14 protein-coding genes are annotated in these 20663 nt (G+C 42.1%); 11 read left to right on the top strand and 3 right to left on the bottom strand.

What is annotated here, in order from left to right:
* From AC1DXF_RS09365 to AC1DXF_RS09350, 4 genes are all read left to right on the top strand, one after another.
* Positions 1 to 182, top strand: a 182-nt coding sequence (locus AC1DXF_RS09365; RefSeq protein WP_477448046.1) for a helix-turn-helix domain-containing protein, incomplete at its 5' end; no start/stop codon positions are given.
* A gap of 651 nt (positions 183 to 833) precedes the next feature.
* Positions 834 to 1409 (top strand): Crp/Fnr family transcriptional regulator, encoded by a 576-nt coding sequence (locus AC1DXF_RS09360; RefSeq protein ID WP_477448045.1) that lies wholly within the window; start codon positions 834 to 836, stop codon positions 1407 to 1409.
* A 67-nt stretch (positions 1410 to 1476) separates the two neighbouring features.
* Positions 1477 to 2499, top strand: a complete 1023-nt coding sequence (locus AC1DXF_RS09355; protein WP_477448044.1) for an NAD-dependent epimerase/dehydratase family protein — start codon at positions 1477 to 1479, stop codon at positions 2497 to 2499.
* A gap of 73 nt (positions 2500 to 2572) precedes the next feature.
* Positions 2573 to 3382 (top strand): formylglycine-generating enzyme family protein, encoded by an 810-nt coding sequence (locus AC1DXF_RS09350; RefSeq protein WP_477448043.1) that lies wholly within the window; start codon positions 2573 to 2575, stop codon positions 3380 to 3382.
* Positions 3383 to 3535: 153 nt separating this feature from the next.
* Here AC1DXF_RS09350 and AC1DXF_RS09345 read toward each other — a convergent pair whose 3' ends face one another.
* A complete protein-coding gene (locus AC1DXF_RS09345) occupies positions 3536 to 4906 on the bottom strand; it encodes a hypothetical protein (protein ID WP_477448042.1) in 1371 nt (456 codons plus the stop codon).
* Between the two features lie 299 nt (positions 4907 to 5205).
* On the opposite strand from AC1DXF_RS09345, the gene AC1DXF_RS09340 reads away from it, so the two are divergent.
* The 3 genes from AC1DXF_RS09340 (at position 5206) to AC1DXF_RS09330 (ending at position 8730) form a co-directional block, all read left to right on the top strand.
* Positions 5206 to 6246: a methyltransferase gene (locus tag AC1DXF_RS09340; RefSeq protein WP_477448041.1), complete on the top strand. Its 1041-nt coding sequence runs from the start codon at positions 5206 to 5208 to the stop codon at positions 6244 to 6246.
* Between the two features lie 195 nt (positions 6247 to 6441).
* Entirely contained in the window at positions 6442 to 7320 is an 879-nt protein-coding gene (locus tag AC1DXF_RS09335; protein WP_477448040.1) for a carboxypeptidase-like regulatory domain-containing protein, read from the top strand.
* A gap of 150 nt (positions 7321 to 7470) precedes the next feature.
* Positions 7471 to 8730, top strand: coding sequence for a dipeptidase (locus tag AC1DXF_RS09330; RefSeq protein ID WP_477448039.1), 1260 nt, complete (start codon positions 7471 to 7473; stop codon positions 8728 to 8730).
* A gap of 187 nt (positions 8731 to 8917) precedes the next feature.
* On the opposite strand, the gene AC1DXF_RS09325 is transcribed toward AC1DXF_RS09330, so the two are convergent.
* Together AC1DXF_RS09325 and AC1DXF_RS09320 are read right to left on the bottom strand one after the other, a co-directional pair.
* The gene (locus tag AC1DXF_RS09325) at positions 8918 to 10867 is read right to left on the bottom strand and encodes a tetratricopeptide repeat-containing sensor histidine kinase (RefSeq protein WP_477448038.1); all 1950 of its coding nucleotides are present in this window, start codon (positions 10865 to 10867) and stop codon (positions 8918 to 8920) included.
* A gap of 231 nt (positions 10868 to 11098) precedes the next feature.
* Positions 11099 to 12973, bottom strand: a complete 1875-nt coding sequence (locus AC1DXF_RS09320) for a PAS domain S-box protein (protein ID WP_477448037.1) — start codon at positions 12971 to 12973, stop codon at positions 11099 to 11101.
* Between the two features lie 704 nt (positions 12974 to 13677).
* Here AC1DXF_RS09320 and AC1DXF_RS09315 point away from each other — a divergent pair.
* The 4 genes from AC1DXF_RS09315 (at position 13678) to AC1DXF_RS09300 (ending at position 20416) form a co-directional block, all read left to right on the top strand.
* Complete coding sequence (locus AC1DXF_RS09315) at positions 13678 to 14259, top strand: RNA polymerase sigma factor (RefSeq protein WP_477448036.1); 582 nt, start codon at positions 13678 to 13680, stop codon at positions 14257 to 14259.
* A 65-nt stretch (positions 14260 to 14324) separates the two neighbouring features.
* On the top strand, positions 14325 to 15404 hold the full coding sequence (locus tag AC1DXF_RS09310) for a FecR family protein (protein ID WP_477448035.1): 1080 nt from the start codon (positions 14325 to 14327) through the stop codon (positions 15402 to 15404).
* 131 nt (positions 15405 to 15535) lie between these two features.
* On the top strand, positions 15536 to 18949 hold the full coding sequence (locus AC1DXF_RS09305) for a TonB-dependent receptor (protein ID WP_477448034.1): 3414 nt from the start codon (positions 15536 to 15538) through the stop codon (positions 18947 to 18949).
* Positions 18950 to 18976: 27 nt separating this feature from the next.
* Positions 18977 to 20416, top strand: a complete 1440-nt coding sequence (locus AC1DXF_RS09300) for a RagB/SusD family nutrient uptake outer membrane protein (protein ID WP_477448033.1) — start codon at positions 18977 to 18979, stop codon at positions 20414 to 20416.
* Positions 20417 to 20663 lie beyond the last annotated feature (247 nt).

Genomic DNA, 20663 nt, shown 5'->3' with positions numbered 1-20663 from the left:
CCATCGACCTGATCCATATTTACCTGGTAAACGAAGCCAAGAACCGCCTCACGGGCGATAACCAAAGCGTATCTGAAATAGCCTACCAGCTCGGGTTTGAAAACCTGCCCTATTTTTCAAGGCTTTTTAAAAAGGAAACGGGTATTAGCCCTAACCAGTTTAAAAAACAGCTGGTTAACTGAGATTGTTAAACTTGGAGTATCCATGTGCCTATAGTTATTATAGCGAAACTGTCCCCGCGGGGTCTCTCGGAGAGGACCCAGCGGCTGCAGAGTGCAAAGTCGTAATTCCCGAAGCCGCGTTTATGCGAGGTGATGTGGAACCTCAGGGTCCTCTCCGAGAGACCCTGAGGGGACGGGAAACTACAAAACGAGATCTTTCGGCAGAATGGTGTTATTTATTGATAACTTGGTGGTATGCACAAGCACTTGCTAAATATAATATCTCAAAAGGGACCGCTAACAGAAGCTGATAATGATTTATGCAAAGCATGTTTTGAGCCGGTGTTGTTGCCTAAAAACAGAATTGTTGAACAAGCCGGATACATACCCCAATACTTGTATTTTGTTGTAAAAGGCTTTATGCGTATTTTTCATTCAGCTTCTGGTCGGTGTTTTCACCGCACCAGCCGATGCTTGTGTATTGCAATTGATCTGCTTCTGTCCCCGCGGGGTCTCTCGGAGAGGACCCGCGGCTGCACAGCGCAAGTCGTAATTCCCGAAGCCGCGTTTATGCGAGGTGATTGGAACCTCAGGGTCCTCTCTGAGAGACCCTGAGGGGACGGGAACGAGATCTTTCGGCAGAATAGTGTTATTTATTGATAACTTGGTGGTATGCACAAGCACTTGCTAAATATAATATCTCAAAAGGGACCGCTAACAGCAGCTGATAATGATTTATGCAAAGCATGTTTTGAGCCGGTGTTGTTGCCTAAAAACAGAATTGTTGAACAAGCCGGATACATACCCCAATACTTGTATTTTGTTGTAAAAGGCTTTATGCGTATTTTTCATTACAATGAAAATGGCGACGAAGTAACAACTCATATTAATTGTCCGCCGGGCTTTTTAACTTCTTACTTTCATTTTATCAATCAAACTAAAGCTGATGAAAGTGTAGAATGCATTACCGAATGTGAATTGCTTAGGATCACAAAAACCAATTTAGACAGGTTAACCGGTAAAAGCGAAGCGTTTAAAGATTTCAGTATTGAAGTATTTCAGCAGTCTATAGCTTACAACGAGAACCGTTCAAAAGAGCTTGCCACATTAACAGCAGAGCAGCGATATAAAAAACTTATCGAAAACTATCCGGCTATCATCCACCATGTACCGGTGCAATACATAGCTTCGTTTTTGGGCATGAAACCCGAAAGTTTGAGCCGTATCCGCAAACGGATGCTTTCCTAACATTTGTCAAGTGGATTAGCTTTTATAGTCGGCAGATTTGAACCATTAATTATTAAAAAATAAGCAAATGGAAAATCAGCAGCTATCATTGGTTAACGGCGCAAATGGGCATCTCGGCAACAATTTAGTACGACTCCTTATCAGCAAAGGCATTGCGGTACGTGCATCGGTAAGGAATATTAATGATAAAAAACCTTTTGAAGGTTTGGATTGTGAGGTGGTTCAATCAGACATTACTGATAAGCAATCGTTGGTAAGGGCACTGCAAGGTGTAGATACCTTTTATGCAGTAGGCGCTGCGTTTAAGCTTTGGGCCAGAGATCCCCAAAAAGAAATTTATGATGTAAATATCCGGGGCACCAGGAACATGATAGAGGCAGCCGCAGAGGCTGGGGTTAAAAGAATTGTATATGTGAGTTCAATAGCCGCGTTAAATTATACCAACACCCCGGCAAAGGAAAGTTACGGTTATAACCCAGATCGCAGGGATGTGTACTATAACTCAAAAAACGACGGCGAACAACTGGCTTTTAAACTTGCAAAGGAACTTAATATAGAGTTGGTAGCTGTATTGCCGTCGGCTATGATAGGCGGTGAAGCTTTTGCGCCATTAAATGTATCGTACAATATTCTCAGGTTAATTCTGCAAAAAGAAATCCCGGTAGAAACTAACATAGCGCTTAACTGGGTAGATGTAAAAGATGTTGCCGAAGGTTGCTATTTAGCGGCAACTAAAGGGATCAACGGAGAAAGGTATATCCTGGCAAATGAAAAATGTACATCTATTAAAGATACTACAAAAATGGCACAACAGCTTTTCCCCGAATTGAAAATCAAATTACCGGTAGCAGTGCCAAAACTTATTTTATTTGTTATTGCCTGGTTAATGGAATTAGGAAGTAAAATGAATGGGAAAGCACCATTATTGAGCACTAAAGACATTGCTATGTTTTCAGGATTGCAACAGGACTTCTGTTTAGCAAAATCGAGAAAAGAATTAGGCTTTAATCCAACAAATACCGACATGGTTGTAAAAGAATCAATGCAATATTTGATCAGGCATCAATTGGTGCAATTAAAAACCTCTTAAACCCGTAGCATTGTGCAAATCAATCATAAAAGAGTTTGGCTTTTGTAATGCGAGGCCACATTTTAACCCATCCATGGGAACAGCATGGGAAAGATCATTAGAAAAAGCCCCTCAGATAAAAATCCGGAGGCTTTTGTTTATTTTTTATACATTTAAAATTAATTGCAATACTGGTAAAATTATAGTGGAAAACGCTAACGATATTATAGACATTGAAAAAATAATTAGCGGAATGGCACGAATTCCCTTAGGGGAAATTACCTTAAGAGATGATCGTATAAAACATAGCTGGAAAGTAGAAATACAACCATTTTTATTAGCTAAATATCCTGTAACACAGGCTTTTTACTATGAGGTTATGAATGAAAACCCCAGTGTATTTAATGGGAATGAGAACCCTGTAGAAAATGTATCGTGGAAAGATGCCGTATTGTTTTGTAATAAGCTTTCTATCAAAACAGGCCTTGAACCTTTCTATATTTTAGAGCCGTCGGGCGATATCGTATATAATTTAAATTCTGAAGGCTTTAGACTTCCTTCTGAAGCGGAATGGGAATATGCCTGTAAGGCCGGTACTGATGGAATAAGGTACGGCGGGATTGATGACATTGCCTGGTACAAAAAAAATTCAGGACAAACAACGCATAAGGTTGGAATGAAAACACCAAATCCCTGGGGATTGTATGACATGCTGGGTAATGTTTGGGAGTGGTGTTCTGACGTGTACGATGAAACAGTTTATGGATCTTATCGCATTTTTCGCGGGGGTGGCTGGTGCGATGAAGAAAGGGGCTGCTTGGCAACAAATCGCAGGCGAAGCCATCCAACAAGCTTTAAAATTGACGATTTGGGTTTCCGTATTGCACGATCCATCAGTGAATAACCCGCCGCGCAATCCAATCAGCCATAAAAGAGTTCCTGTTTTGTTTCTAAGTGAATGGGTAAAGCTATAAGACCATAATCTTTAACGCTTACGTTCACAACTGTTAAGTAAGCTGGCCGGAACTCCTTAGTCCCGGCTATTACTTAGATAAATTTAGATGGTTACCGGGTAACTTTTTAATTTATTACGATCTATTGCGAAGCTGATTTTATCGATGTATGAAAACAGAAGAATGATAAGGGCAGGCATAGCGGGTAAAATTAAGCGGGGGTATTCGGAATATCCGCCGATAATAGCAACTGCCACCTGTGCAAAAATCAGTAGCCACAATAACAGGCTAAACCAGGGTATTTGTTTTTTTTTGAACCACCCGGTAATAATCATCACCAGAGTAACCACGATAAAAATATAGAGGATATTAAACGTCACACAAAATAACATGTACTCGATATTATTCATCCGAAAGGCCAGATAACAGAACTTATGATCGGCGTAATTGGTGAATATATTGAGTGTTTGTAAATCGATTAGTTTGCCACCTATAGCCAAAGCAAAAGCAGCCGGTTGATTTTTTATACACGTTACGATGAATTGATGCACGCGGTCGGGTTCAAATTTTACCATCACACTCTCGCCTTTGGCGGGCTTCCCGGTGGTTTTTTGCTGCAGATCAAGATTAGCTTTTATGGCCGCAGTAATTTCGGGGTCATTACCATATTGATAAATATTAGCGATGACGATGACCGCCATTTCGTTATTATTACTTACCACGGAAATGCCGTTAAAATTGTGATTCTTTTTGTTTAGATGAGAATAACCCATTATTAACAATATAACAACTACCGAGGCAGCCAGCCCGGAAAGGCACATTTTCCAGTCTTTGCGGAAGAAAAGCAACCTCGAAATCCAAAACACAACTATCAACGGCAATAAATAAACAAATGATGGCCGCAGCATGATGCAAACAAAAGCAAACAAGGTGAGCGCCCATGCTTTGCCACTAGCCGGCCGTTGCAGGTATTTAACCCCCATATAGATAACCAGCAGGCTACAGTTGATCGAGAGCGATTCGGTGAGCACCAGCTTATCAAAATTGATGACGGGTAGCAGTACCCCATATAATAAGGTTGCAAAAAATACTACGCCGCTTTGCTTGAAACAAATCTTCACCACATTATAAAACAAGATGATTCCGAGGAATGAAATAATGATTTGTGCAACAACCACATGATCCATCAAATTTTGCTCACCAAACAGCTTCACCAATTTGATAAAGTACGGGTACACCGGCGTACGCAGCCCATCGGTTTCGCCTTTTAAAATATTGGCAGGGTAGTTAATATAAGTTGCTGTATCAACGGCACGGGTGGTTAATAAAACCGAATAATAAATTGCCCGCACAACGCCACTGACAAGTAAAATCCAAAACAATGGGGCAGTAATAATTTTTACCAGGATATTATTCCACTTTCCCTTTTGGGCAAAAGCGTTCAGCTTTAAATGCAGATTGGTTTTTAGGTTCATTCTTTTATTAATGGGTGACATTAGTTGTATTCGTAACCGCAGGGCAAAAGGTTGCTTTGAAGTTGAGGAAGACACCAGTAATGACCATAATTAATTATTAGCCTTTTTGCGTCAAGGGGAAACTATAGAGGGATGATTAGGAGTAATGTGGGATGACCCGGCCGTTTATCAAATACTCTTTTATTCTTATATCAAATTAAATCGGTGTATTTTTATATAACCTAATTTTTACCAGCCCCGGTAAAATTTCCCGTAAGACACAGCCAATTTATTAAAAACCGACAATTAATAAGAAAAAAATGGAACAGCAAACTAACCAGCCATCGCCCGAAAACATTATGAAAATTGGCACAGGCTTTTGGGCCTCAAAGATTCTTTTGACAGCAGTGAGTTTTCAATTATTCACCACGCTTGCCGAAAAGAAAACGATGAAGGCCAAAGATGTTAAAGATCTTTTAGGGCTTAAATGCACAGACAGGAATATTTATGATTTTTTAGATGCTTTAACCGTGTTTGGTTTTTTAAAACGTGATGGCATTTTGGATACCGCTATTTATTCAAACACCACAGACACAGATACATTTTTAGATAAAAACAAGCCATCATATATTGGAGGTATCCTTGAAATGATGAACAATCGTTTATATGGATTTTGGGGTAACCTGGGCGAGGGGCTGCTTACCGGGCTTCCGCAAAACGAGGCAAAAAGAAGCGAGGATTTTTTTGGGTTGATATACAGCGACCCTGAAAAATTAAAAGAATTTACCAATGCCATGAGCGGTATCCAAATGGGTAATTTTATGGCCTTTGCTCAAAAATTTGATTTTACCAAATATAAAACGCTGATTGATGTAGGAGGTTCGGCCGGGTTGCTTTCACTTATGGTTGCAAAACATAACCCCCATATGCATTGTACAAGTTTTGACCTGCCACCGATTGCGCCTATTGCAAACGCTACCATACAGCAATTTGGCTTATCAGATCGTGTAAAAACCGCAAGCGGCGACTTCTTCACTATGCCAATACCCAATGCAGACATTGTTGTAATGGGAAATATCCTGCATGATTGGGACGAAGAAAATAAAATATCATTAATGAGAAAAGCTTACGAAGCACTCCCTGTGGGCGGGGCATTTGTAGCTATTGAGGGTATAATAGATGATGAGCGAAAGCAAAATGTTTTTGGTATGATGATGAGTTTGAATATGCTTATTGAAACAGGAACAGGATTTGATTACACATTTGCCGACTTTAACAGGTGGGCAAATATTGCCGGGTTTAAATCAACTTTGCTTCTTCCGCTAGCAGGACCATCAAGCGCGGCAATAGCATACAAATAAAACCGCGTTGACATTGCCCCACTTGGCATCTTTTGTGCGACTGCCCGTGGGTTCTATATTTCATGCTAACACGATAGGCCCAAAAATGTTCCGGGAGACCTGATATCAAAATATATTTATCAATAAGCTTATAATAAATATGTTAAAACAACGTAGTTTTTTGAGTTGCCATTTGCCAACGCAACACACCCTATCATGACCATAAAACCATTCTTGTTGCTTTTCCTGGTATGTATAACTGCCTCACATGTCTACGCGCAGAATCACACTGCCGAAAATATTATACTTAACGGAGTTGTGATTGATAAGGGAAACAGCAAGGCATTGGCTTATGCGAGTGTGGGGATTTTAAACAAGCCCAATGGCACAGTAACAGACACGGCCGGGCATTTTAGCTTCGGCATTAGCCAGGATAATTTTGCAGATACCATCCAGGTAAGCATAGTGGGCTATGCCGCGTTGAAAATTCTGGTAAGGGACTTTATACCGGCGGCCGATAAAACAATCCAGTTATCACTAAAGCCGCAACAGCTTGCCGAAGTGAGAATTACAAATGCTATACGGGCAACAAACACAGAAATTATTGGCCGGCAAGCCGTAAGCAAATTTGTACAAGTGTCGGTTCACAACAAAAAAACGGCCAACGAAACCATTGGCTCAGAAATGGGGATGCTGTATAAAACCAGCCAAAAACAAGCCATTATTAAAGATTTCAACTTTTACATATCGGTAAACAACTTCAATTTTATAAAATTCAGGGTAAATATTTACGCCGTAAAAAATGCCATGCCCGACACATTGCTATGTAACAGGCAAATTTTTGCCACAGTAGATAATTTTAAAACCGGCTGGACCAACATCAACCTGGATCAATATAACATCAGGGTTAACGGAGAGTTTATTGTAACCGTTCAGTGGATAGAAGGACGGATGGATAAGAAGGAAACTCCGCTTACAGTACTCCCGGTAGCAATCACACCATTTTCTAAAAACTGCTACGCCCGCATAGCAAGCCAGGACAAGTGGAAGAAAATGGGCGTTAATTTGAGCAACTTTGTTACTATAGCGTATTAGTTTACTACCTACACATCCCCCTCATCGGCTCTATCCGCCAATTCGTCTATTCATTCCGGCCCAATGCCGATTACACAGAGCGATACGCCGAACAGTTGCTACCTTCGATATACAGATCAAAGCAAACAGCCATCCTGTAAATTTAAAATGATGAAGAAGTTTCAACCAACCTTGTCGCGGCGGGAATTCCTAACTGCTGCCACAGTAGCCGGGGCGGGTACCGCGATGATGCTGAACCCGCTGGCTGCCTGGGCTACCAATGGGGTAGATCCGCGCGTAACCAAAATAGTAGCCGACACCATGGGCATAGATACGCATAATCATATCGACGTACCCCTGGCCACGGTTGAAGTGCCCGGCCCGGATATCAACCTGGCAGGCGAACTGAAAAAGTCGGGCTTAGCGGCCATCTGCATGACATTCGCCGTAGATTATCAAAAATTACAAAACCCCGGCGATGCCTACGAACGGTTTAAAAATGGATTGGCCTCGATGGACCAGCAGTTGGCCCGCAACCATATAAAGCGCTCCCTGAACCTGGCCGATCTTAACACCACCCGTAAAAAGCACCAACCCACGGTTATCCAATCGGTTGAGGGCGGTCATTTTCTGGAGGGGCACCTGGAGCGGCTTGAGGAAGCCTATAACCGCGGCTTGCGGCACCTTACGCTACTGCATGACAGCGATTCATCGGTACCCCTGGGCGACGTTTTCACCAACCCCGCGCGCTGGGGCGGCCTTACCACTTTCGGTGCCGACGTTATCCGCGAGTGCAACCGCCTTGGCATCCTGGTCGACCTGGGGCATGCCAGCGCCGAAACTGTGGCAGCCGCGCTTAAAGTGGCTAAACATCCGGTCATCATTTCGCACACCGGTCTTGATACCCAGCTGGGGCAAAACGAAAACATGGCCCGCATGATGCGCCCCCGGCTCATCAGCAAGGAGCAGGCTAAAATTGTGGCTGATGCAGGAGGCGTTATCGGCGTATGGACGCACCTGGCCGGCTCGGCATTGGAGTATGCCCAAAATATCCGGGCGCTGGTTGATGTTGTGGGAATAGATCACGTTTGCATAGGCACCGATACCAAACTAACCCCGGCCTACAGGCCGGCGGGCGGCGGTTTCGGCCCCAAACCGGGCCAACAAGGCCCGCCATCCGGAGGCATACCTGGCAACCGCCCCGACGGTCCTCCTCCAGGCGATAAAAACCCTGATGGCCCTAATGGCGGACCAAACCGCGGCAAAATGGACGGAGGTACCAACCAAATCTGGCCGGATCAAAAGACGGGATTTTATTACACCGTAGTAGAAGCTATGCTAAATACCGGTTTTAACGCAGATGAAATAGGCAAAATAGGCGGCGGCAACTTTTGCCGCGTGTTTGATGCGGCCACGGCAGGTAACCGGTAATGTTATAAGGCAGGCTGGTGAAACTTTGCCTTTGCATAAAGCGCGGCCGGCAGTCGCGCTTTATGCTGAATTCCTCCTGGTGCCAGAATGCGGAGACGTATTAACAGGCCGTAACTATCCGTCAACTTCCTAAAGCTTTGCGGTCCCCGGAGCAAGAAAAAAATAGCATTGCGAGGACCCCGAGCGGCTATAGCGATGGTATGCTAAAATAAAACGAGCTGCCGATGCCTGCCTTGCTTTCGAACCATATAGTACCATTATTTTTTTCGACAAGCTCTTTACACAATAAAAGCCCAAGTCCGCTTCCTTTTTCGCTGGCTGTACCAAAAGTTGTGTATGACGAAAACTTATCAAATATTTTTGCCTGCGCCTCCTCCGGGATACCTTTCCCGTTGTCTTTTACCATTATAACGGCAAAAGATTCCTTTTTTTTGGCGCTCACCGCAACCGTATCGCCTGCTTCTGAAAATTTTACGGCATTCTCTACTAAATTCCTGATCACTATATCAATCATGGTTTCGTCGGCATAAACAGTTTCGGGCCCGGTAAGCTCTCCCCCTGTTACCAGCACCTTTTTTTCGGCAGCCCGTTCTTTCAGCAGGGTTACATTTTGTTCAATTACCTTTTGAACATCAAAACCGGCGGGATTAGCCTGGATACCATCCATCTGGCTTTTTGCCCAATACAGCAGGTTTTCGACCAGATGCGCGGTTATTTTAAGCGTATCGGATACCTTCTCAATCCAATACTTACCTTCTTCTTCCGATAGGTCATCTTCCTTTATCATATCCATCATATGGCTGATGGTATGGATTGGGCCCCTCAAATCGTGTCCTATAATGGAAAACAGCCTGTCCTTTACATGCACCAATTCTTCCAGCTGCAGGTTTTGCGCCGATATATCTTTGTTTTGTAGGGCCAACTGTTCGCTAAGCTTCCTTTTTTGTGTGTAATTTCTGAACAGGACGAAAGCGAATATGAGTAACGAGATAGCCCCGGCGGTTAATAAATCACGCCTTATTCTTACCCTCTCGAGCTCTTTTTGCCCTATGACTTTATCTTTATTCAGCAAATCAATTTGCCGTTGCTTTTGTTCCAGTTCATAAGATGATTGTATATTCCGGATAACTTTTTCTTTTTCGGCGGTTTTCAAGCTGTCGTTTAAAGCAAATTCAAGGTTTCGGTAATATAGCGCTTTCTTATAACTGCCATTTTTCTGATTGGTTAGATACAGCACTTTATAAGCAGTTGCAATAAGTTCAATAATGCCAGATTTTTTACTTTCTTCCAGGCCTTGTTGTGCATAGCGTATACTTGCATTGTAGTTGCCTGTATAATAACTGGTAAGTGCCAGCCCGTTATGGCAATAAGCAATATCTTCGTCGTCGCCGTTTTTTTGCGCAATAGCAAGCGCTTTGTAAAAATAAACCTGCGCCCTCCTGTAATCCTTTTTGGTAACGTAGTTTTCGCCAATATTATACAGTGCAACAGTTACGTTGATGGGGTTTTTCCCTCTTTTTGCGATAACCAGTGCCTGGGTGTTATATAGTATGGAAGAATCGGGCTGGCCTTTTTTCTTAAATATCTCGCCTAAGTTTATCAATAAGCTCACTACTCCCTCATGTGTGGGATCATTTTGTTTCAAGGCTATTTTATAAGCTTGCCTGTTATAGTAAAGTGCTTTTGAATAATCCTCGATACTTACGTACATGCCGCTGATGTTATTATATTCATTCCCGGTTAATCCTTCCATCCCCAATTTTTGGCTGATGCGTAAAGACTGAAAATGGCATTCCAACGCTTCGGGCCACTTGCCTTTATATCCCAAGGCTACCCCTTTTGAAACATAGGCCAACGCCACGCCCTTTTCAAAATGAATTTTTTGTGCAAGATCAAGCGATTTTTGCGCCATTAAAAGAGCGCTGTCGGCATTTTTACCCCAATATTGCCTGGAAATAGAATAGTATATATTTACCTTATCGGTATCGTGTTTTGCTGTATTAAGCCGCTCAAACAAAACTTTTATATGATTGGCCTGGGCCAGGCTGGGGGATATGCCTGTAAAAACCGTTACACCACATATAATAATGTAACGCATATAAAAATACAACTTATGCGTAAGTAAAGGTTTTCCCATACAGTATAATTAATTAGAACTGTTAATATAAGGCAAAATGAGTAATATTTATATGGTATACATAAATAAGATATTATTCATTTTAATATTTTTAACCAGGCGAAAGTTTCCCGTTAGTATATATTACGGGGTTGAGGAGCAAAGGGTGGCTCTGTTATATAATTTTTTTAAGTAAACAAGGATAAGGCAAGGGAGCCTTGTACCTTTCGGGCTATAGGATGTTTTTGATATTTATAGCATTTCATTCGCCGGCTTTGTAAACGGAAATTCTAAAATAATTTCAGTTCCTTGTGTTAGCTGGCTTTTTACTTTTATGCTGCCGCCTAAGGCTTCAACCTGTGTTTTAACCATAAAAAGCCCCATGCCCTTGCCTTCCATAGTGGTATCAAAACGTTTGTACAAGCCAAACAGGCTGGCGGCATTCTTGTCAAGATCAATACCCTTTCCATTATCTTTAAAAGTCAGCCTTATTTTATCTTTATGCAAGTGGCTTTCCATATGAATAATGGGCACAATACCCGTACGGCGATATTTGATGCTGTTTGAAATAATATTATAAAAAATACTGTACATAAAGCTCCGGATAGTAAATATAGCATCTACCTCATCAAAAGCGCATTCAAAATAAACGTTTTCATCTGTTATGATATGCTGCATATTAACCCTGATATCATTTACCAGGCCGTTAAAATACACCGTTTCTTTTTGTTCGTTTACCACTTTGCGGGTTTGCAAAATATGGTTAAGGTCCTGTATAACAGTATCAATATCTTTTGCCGATCGGGCGGCTTTTTCAAGCACCTCGCGCATTTCATCCAATGTGCCACCTTTTTCATCAACCAGGTACGACAGCCCGATTATATTGGCCACAGGCGCGCGCAGGTTATGCGATATGATATAGGTAAACTGCTCCAGATCTTTGTTTTGCTGAATCAGGTCGGCGGTTATCCTTTCGCGCTCAAGCCCGGCAATTTTATGTCCGGTAATGTTTTTGTTAGCCACCACAAAACCACAAGGCTTATGTTCGCTATTTTTTACAACAAACCATTGAATATGGTACCATTCAACAGTACCATCTTTTTTTGGAAAACTTACTTCATATTCGGCGCTTTCGTTCCTGATCACTTTATCCAGTATTTCTTCCATAAAAGCCGTTCTATCTGGCGGGAAATACCCCTTCATGGCCTGGCCTGTCTTCAACGTTTTGTTTCGGCGTTCTTCGGAATACTTTTGCGCCTGCGCGTTAAAAGAAACTATGTTCAGTACGTCATCAAACAGTACGTAGGCTATATCGGTGTTATCGAAAATTGCACGCAGGTTTGCTTCTGATTTTTGAAGCGCCTCCTGGTCCTGTTTACTTTGGGTAATATCTGTTACCATAGCAAGGGCACCCTTGTACTTACCTGTTTTATCAAAAATTGGGTTGGCCGATATATTTGCCCATACATCTTCACCGCTTTTTTTTACATACCTGATATTTAAATTTTCTTTAGCCCCATTTCTTCTCCTTTCCATACAGGCTATGGCGTAGGCCTTGCCCTCTTCATCCATAAAATCATAAAGCTCCTTTCCCATCATTTCTTCGGCAGAGTAACCCAGGATATCAGCTATTTTTATGTTTACAAAGTTTGTTTTTTCGTTTTCATCAATGGTCCAGATACCCTCCTGCGCGGTTTCAACAATCTGCCGGTATAGCTCTTCGCTCAATCTAAGCGTTTCCTTTTCGGCTTTATCAGAAGTAATATCCCTTATAATCCCCTCTGTTCTTATTAATTGCCCGGTTTCATCCAGAATGGGAATTGTCTTTTTCTCCACCCAGCATATCATTCCATCTTTACGTATAATGCGGTATTGACTGTTGGTCCGTTCGCCTTGCTCTAATCTTTTTTGCTCATTAACAGCAATATGATTGTCCTCGGGGTGCACCATATCAAACCATAGCCGGTTACCCGCAATAAAATCGGCTGGTTTATAACCATATTGTTTTTCGCATGCCTGCGAAATCTGTAATACCTGCATGTTTACCGTGTCAACAGAAAAGAAAACTTCATCCATGGCATCAAAAAATGCCATCAAATTATCATGGGTGCTTTCCTGTGTTTGCATCTTGCGGGATGTAGGTTTATTGGTAATATGAAAGTAATAAAGTTTGGCTTAAAAAAACGTCTGTATACTGCTCCGGACCGGAAAACGCAATTTTCAGTTTGTTAATTTGTTAACCTGCGTTAAGTAAAAAAGGTCTCGTCATAATTAAAAAGTTCTTCAGCAATAAAAACAAGTTACGTATTATTTAAACCTGCTGGGATGTTATCCATAGCGAATGTAATATACACAATTGCAAAACTTATAAAAAAGCTATTTGAAAATATATCGTCATCGCTACAAAGCAGCGATACTATTGTAAATTGCTGACTATCAATACATATCAAAGTATCCCCTGGCTACTTTACTCGTTTTTCGCTGCAGCGAACCAGTCTTTAGGTAACCCTTGGGCGGGCAGGTTAATATTTAATTAAGCAAAATTGGCTAATCATTCAGCATAATTACCATATCCTTTGTTTTTTTAATAAGCCGATTAATTCCCTTTTTTGAATCATCCAGGTTCATTTACAGGTCAATTAGTGGAATTGGAAGTGTTTTTTGCAAAATATTCATTGATTTACATCTATATAACATATTAACATATTGTACCTGGGGTAACCCCTATATGTAAATACCATTAGTTTAATACAAATATTTTATTTTAGTTTGTATCATTGGATACTGGTCTTGTATCGTAATAAACCTAATTTAATTATAAGCAATCAAAAATGTCGTACAATTTGTCTGACTTAACGGATATTGTAAAAGAAGTGGCTGTGCATGACAGTTATATTGCTTACAAAAAGTTATTTGGATTGCTTTTTCCATCAATAAAACGCTTTTCTTACGGCCTGTTAAAATCGTCCGAACTTGCAGAAGAAGTAGCATCCGACGTAATGATCACGTTGTGGCGAAAGCGGGAATCTATTACCTCCATCAATAATATTAAAGTATATGCTTTTGTAATTGCAAAAAATTTGTGCTTAAATATCTTAAAAAAGAACTCGGGCGGCAGGATAATTTCTCTGGATGATATTTCTGTTGATTTGCGGATTGATAATACCACCCCCGAGTGGATACTGATTAATGACGAATTGAAGACAAGCCTCAATAACGCCATCAACGAATTACCAACCAAGTGCAAAATAATTTTCAGGCTGGTAAAAGAAGATGGCCTGAGTTATAAGGAAGTTTCTGAAATACTTGATATATCTGTTAAAACAGTTGACTCTCAACTGGTTATTGCCTCCCGGCGCTTATCTGTTTCTATTAAAAAAGAGTTTAATCTTAGTCCTGTAAAAAAATATTAAATTTTTTTAGGGAGAATTTTCGTTTTCGTTGTCTTTCTGTTTAATCGCCAAACATTTTTTAATTGATGGAGCAGAAAAGGATCATACAGTTATTAACCAGGAAACTTGCCGGCGAGGCTACCGGCCAGGAATTACAGGAACTGGATGAGCTGCTGGCATTGTTCCCCGAGGCTTTGTATTACGAAGAAGTATTAAACCAGATCACCTTTAAAAATGAACTTCCGGAAGAAACTGATATAGATGAAGCTTTTGCCGCGCATGAGCAAAAATACGGGCATGAGTTTGCTGATTATAAACAGCAAGGCCTGGCCACCCCTGTAAAAAGAAGGTTTGTTACACGCTGGCTGATAGCCGCTTCATTGATAACTATAAGCAGTTGCGCTTTCTATTTACTATATCAAGATAAAAAAAGCAACAATGTTTCATACTCGCCCGATATCGAAATTGTATGCGGCAAACGGATGCGCAAAAAAATAGTGCTTCCGGATGGCACGAGTGTTTGGCTTAATACCAACAGTAAGCTTCAATACGATGATGCCATGCTGAATAAGGACCGCAGGGAGGTAAGGCTGTACGGCGAGGCATTTTTTGATGTAGCCAAAGATAAAAAGCATCCGTTTATAATACATACCGAAAAAATAGCTGTCAAGGTTTTAGGTACTGCTTTTAATATTAAGGCCTATCCTGGCGATGCTGTTACCGAAACAACACTCATCAGGGGATTGATAGAACTATCGCTTAACAGCGATCCGCAGCGGAAGATATTGCTGCGCGCCAAAGAAAAACTCGCTTTAAATGAAAGCGTGTTAAATGAGCATATCAATAAAAGTGCCGCCCCACCAATTCATAACCAGCTGGTTATAGAAAACGTTGAACCCGTTGAAATATCAAACAAGGATTATATTGAAGAAACTTCATGGCTGCAAAACAAACTGGTTTTTAAAGATGAATCATTTGAAGAGCTGGCCCCGAAGTTAGAGAAATGGTATAACGTAACCTTTAAAATCAATAATAAAACCGCGGCCGGCTATAGGTTTACCGGCATTCTTGAGAACGAAACACTAACCCAGGCATTAACAGAAATGCAAATTATAAGGCCATTTAAATTTAAGATAACCGCCAATGACATAGTGACCATTAACTAAAGAGAGAAGGGGATTGCAATAAAAAAGCGGGAAATGCTCGAATATTCCCCGCTGTATTATCGATCCATTAAATCAGTAACAGGATGTTGCTGATAACTAACCGATTGTTTAATTACTAACACCGTAAAATTATGAAAAAAGAAATACTTCATGGTAAAGTATTTTCTGTGCCCCATTACCGAAAATTTTTATTGATGCTTAACTGGACTTTTGTTCTCACTTTTCTGTTTTGTTTGAATGTATCGGCAAACAGTTATTCGCAAAACGTTAAGGTTAGCCTTAACCTTAAAGACGCGTCTTTGAGGAAGGCAATTAACACCCTTGAGCAAAAAGGGAAAACCCGTTTTTTATATAGCGAGCAATTGCTGCCGCAAGACAAGCAGGTTACGCTTGATGTTAACAACGTGCCTTTGCTTGATGTATTAAACAGGATACTTGAAAATACCGGCCTTGATTACCAGACAACTGATAACGGGCTGGTGATTATAGCCCTGAAGGGTTCTGTTATTAAAAACATTCAGGTAAAGGGCACGGTGCTTGACGACAAAGGCAGCCCTTTGCCTGGGGTAAGTGTAAAGGTACTTGGTACAAACGGCGGTGCCGTAACTAATGGAAATGGCGAATACGATGTATCGGTGCCCGAAGGGGCTTCCCTGGTGTTTTCGTATATCGGTTACCTGACGCAAACGGTAGAAGTTGGCACAAAAACACAAATAAATGTAGTTTTAAAGGTAGATGAGGCCAGCCAGAAACTGAGCGAAGTAATTGTGGTTGGATACGGAACCCAACGTAAAAGCGACCTTACAGGATCGGTTGCTTCCATAAGCGGGAAAGATTTGGATAAAACGCCGGTACTAGGCGCCGACCAGATGTTGCAGGGACGCGTTAGCGGTTTGCAGCTTACCCAATCAGACGGGCAGCCGGGTAGCGCTACATCTATCCGGATACGGGGTACCAACTCCATAAACTCGGGTAACGAGCCCTTGTATGTTGTTGATGGTTTTGCCGGAGTTGGCAACCTTACCTCTATCAACCCTAATGATATACAATCTATCGAGGTTTTAAAAGATGCTTCGGCGACGGCAATTTATGGTAGCCGCGGCGCCAACGGGGTAATACTTATTACCACAAAAAAGGGAAAAGCCGGGCAGCATGCCATAAATTTTGAATCGTACGCTGGCGTACAGCGTATAGCCAAAAAACTTCCGCTGATGGACGCTACGCAATTTGGCAAATATTTAAACCGGTATTATACCGAATACAATGCGGCCAACCCAGCCACTGCCAAAGCTTTACCTTACACCGACGACCAGATTGCCGGGTTTGGCAAGGGCACCAACTGGCAGGACGAGCTGTACCGCACCGCGCCCATACAAAATTACCAGCTAAGCTTTAACGGTGGCAGCAACGAAGCGCGATACTACCTCAGCTTAAACCATTTTGACCAGGACGGTATTATGAGGGCTACCGGTTTCAGGCGCGAACTGGTACGTTTAAACCTGGACAGGAATATAGGTAAGAAGATTAAGATGGGCTTTTCTTCGCAGATTTCCTATAATTTGCAGGCGGTTGACCCAAGTATAACCGGGGTAGGATATGGCGCTGCCGGCGGCGCGCTGAGTATGAGCCCTATTACACCTTTGCGCGATGCAAACGGCGCATATACATTTGCAAATGCACCGGCCGCGTATGTTGGCACATATGGCAACCCGGTTGCCGCTTTAGAATTGGCTACAGACCGTATTGCTAATGCGCGCGGGCTTATTAATACTTTTGGCGAGTATGAATTTATCTCCGGCTTTAAATTTAAAAGCAGCTTTGGGGTTGATTATAATACTGCAAACGAAAATTCATACCTGCCTACCACTATTTACATCGGGCAGCAAACCGGCGGAACGGCTTATTCATCCAATAATACAAGCTACAGCTGGTTAAATGAAAATACATTATCCTTCAATAAGCAATTCAACAAAATACATGTAATTGATGCCGTAGCCGGTGTTTCATTACAGGAGTTTAAAACCAAGGCATTCAGCAGCAGTGCACAGGGCTTTTTTACAGATAATTTAGGCACCGATAACCTGGCTTTAGGCGCCAATGTTTTAACGCCCCAATCCAACAAGTACAGGAATACTATTGCCTCTTATTTTGGCCGGATTAATTACCGGCTAATGGAAAAGTACCTGTTTACTTTCACCATGCGTTCTGATGGGTCTTCCCGCTTCGGTGCAACCAGGAAACGGGGTTATTTCCCATCCGGGGCATTTGCGTGGAGGGCATCGGAAGAGAAATTCATTAAAAACATAAAACAAATCTCAGACCTGAAGATCAGGGCCAGCTACGGGGTTACCGGTAATCAGGAAATAGGATCATATCAATCATTACCTCAATATGGCATAAACAGCTACACTTTGGGCACGTCTTCAACACGTGTGGTTGGCGTACAACCAAATAATATTGCTAACCCTAATTTGAGTTGGGAGTCTACAGCTTCCTTCGATGTGGGTGCCGATATGGGATTCTTTAATAACCGCATCAGCCTCACCGCCGATTATTATCATAAAACAACCAGCGATCTGCTGCTTAATTTTTCGATACCTCAATCGTCGGGTTTTTCAAGCATTTTGCTTAATGCAGGAAAGGTTGAAAACCACGGTATTGAGTTTTCTTTAACTACAAGAAATATTGAATCGGGAAATTTCAACTGGTCTACCACCCTTACCTACGCAGCAAACCGGAACAAAGTATTGGACATGAACGGCACCAACAATATACTGGTTGGTAATACCGGCCCATACATCGCGACCAACGGCCTTGCCCCTTCTATTTTGCGCGTTGGCCAGCCTATAGGGTCATTTTATGGCTATCATTTTGATGGAATATACCAAACCCAGGCGCAAATTACCGCAGCAGGCATATCGGGCGTGGTACCGGGCGACGCTATCATCCGCGATGTTGACGGCAATAAAATAATTGACGGTAATGACAGGCAAATTATCGGGCAGGCAGCTCCAAAATTTATTTTCAGCATAAACAATACCCTGTCTTACAAAAACTTTGATCTTTCTGTTTTTGCCCAGGGCGTACAGGGCAATAAGGTACTAAACCTTACCAGCTACGCACATAGCAACGGAACTACAGCAAATGTGTATAACTATATGGCCAATGCCTGGAGCGGCCCCGGAACCAGCAATACTATTCCGAGAGTTCTTAGCACATCCATACGCAACGCCGGCGTAGTAGATAATTACCTGGAAGACGGAAGTTATTTGAGGATACAAACCGTGTCGTTAGGATACAATGTACCGGTTTCGCCAAAATCACGGGTATTTAAAACCTCAACAGTATATGTCACAGTCCAAAACGTACACACTTTCACCAAATACACCGGTTATAACCCCGAAATAAACAGTTTTGGCGCCCAAAACCTGAATGCAGGTACACAAAACCTGAACCCCGGCAGCCAGAACTTAAACCTTGGGGCCGACGTTAACTCATATCCGCCGCCAAGAACCTTTTTGTTGGGGGTAAAATTAGGATTTTAAACAAAAAACATACTTAATATCATTTATATGAAGATAAGAATTTTAATGGCTGCGGCGATAGTAACGTTCAGCCTTACCTCGTGTAAGAAATTTCTTACCGAACAGCCATATAGCTTTTTGACGCCCACAAACTTTTATAAAAACCAGGGCGATGCGGTTGCGGCTTTAAACGGAGTTTTCAGCACGATGCAGCCTCAATCCTTTTATCAGCGCACGGTTTTCATCGTGTCTGATAATGCATCGGACCTGATGTATGCGGCACCTGGTTCTTCAACCGACAGGAACTCGCTAACCAACCATACTTTTGCCGCCGTTAATGGCGAAATTGGCAACTGGTACATCAATGATTACAAAATGATCAAGAATGCCAACGACGTTATCAAATACGTTCCGCTGATTTCGATGGACCCGGTTGAAAGGGCAAACATTGTTGGTAATGCCCGTTTTTTGCGTGCCTTGGGCTATTTTAACCTGGTTACAGCCTTTGGTCAGGTACCGCTTATTACCGAGCCGGTTACCGCTTCCTCCCCTGACCTGTACCCCAAAAAAGCTTCTATTGCAGCCCTTTATGACCAGATTATTGCCGATCTTCAATATGCAGAAGCCAATTGCTATGCCGAAAAAAATATCGTTGCCGGCAATAAGGGAAGAGTATCTTCGGGCGCAGCATCCGGCATGTTAGCAAAGGTATTGTTAACACGCGCCAAATCGGGTGCGGCAAAGGCTACCGATAGCCAGGACGCGCTTGCCGAATGCAATAAAGTAATTAATGATGCCTCATATAGTTTGCTTACCAATTACGCCAGTATATTCAGCTCGGATAACAAATACAATAAAGAGATAGTTTTTGCGGTACGCTTTGGTACAGCGCCCAATGTTGGTAATATCATATTGCGGATGTATTATCCAACTGTATTAGGCGGATACGGCTCATTTTTTGCTCAGAACAACTTTTTCAATAATGGCTTTCCCGATGGCGACAGGGATGTGCGCAAAACCTATAGCATATCTAACCAGGCGGTTGATAATAAAGGTGTAACCCAAACGGTAACCCCTTTTATTTATAAATTCAGGGATAGCCAGTGGAAACAAGATAATAATTCACGGAGCGATTGGTTTGTTTTACGCCTGGCCGAAATTTACCTGTTACAATCAGAAGCTATGCATAATATTAACCCTGCCGATCCTGCCAAATTTGACGGGATAAATATAGTGAGGGCACGTGCAGGTTTATCATTGCTAACAGATCAGCTGAATATGATAAATACTCCTACCCCCGATGCATTTATAGACGCTTTACTTGCCGAGCGGGCGCGGGAACTTTGCGGAGAAGGACAACGCCGATGGGACCTTTTACGTTTGGGACGGTTGAAGGCCGCTATGGCCAAGGTTAGTGTTACTGTTGACGATAACCATTTATTATTCCCGATACCTCAATCTGAACAGGATGCCAATCCTAATTTTTAATGGCATAAACCCCTACGGTGCCGCCCCGGTAATTATCGGGGCGCCCAGTTGGCAAGGTAATTATACAAGTCCCGGATGTGGTTTCATCCGGGATTTTGTGTTTTTAGATGGGCTGGCGATTTGAATAGGTATCTGATATTTGACTTAGATTATTTATGGAGGGTAACAGATAACGTTTGCCATATTTGAATTTGTGACAGCCATAACCTGCAATTTTTTCACAGAATATGAAAATTTTTCAGCTTAT

This window comes from Mucilaginibacter sp. P2_A5, from assembly GCF_056404995.1.
The sequence above is the reverse complement of the archived record's forward strand: the minus strand, read 5'-3'. Positions and strand labels throughout refer to the sequence as shown.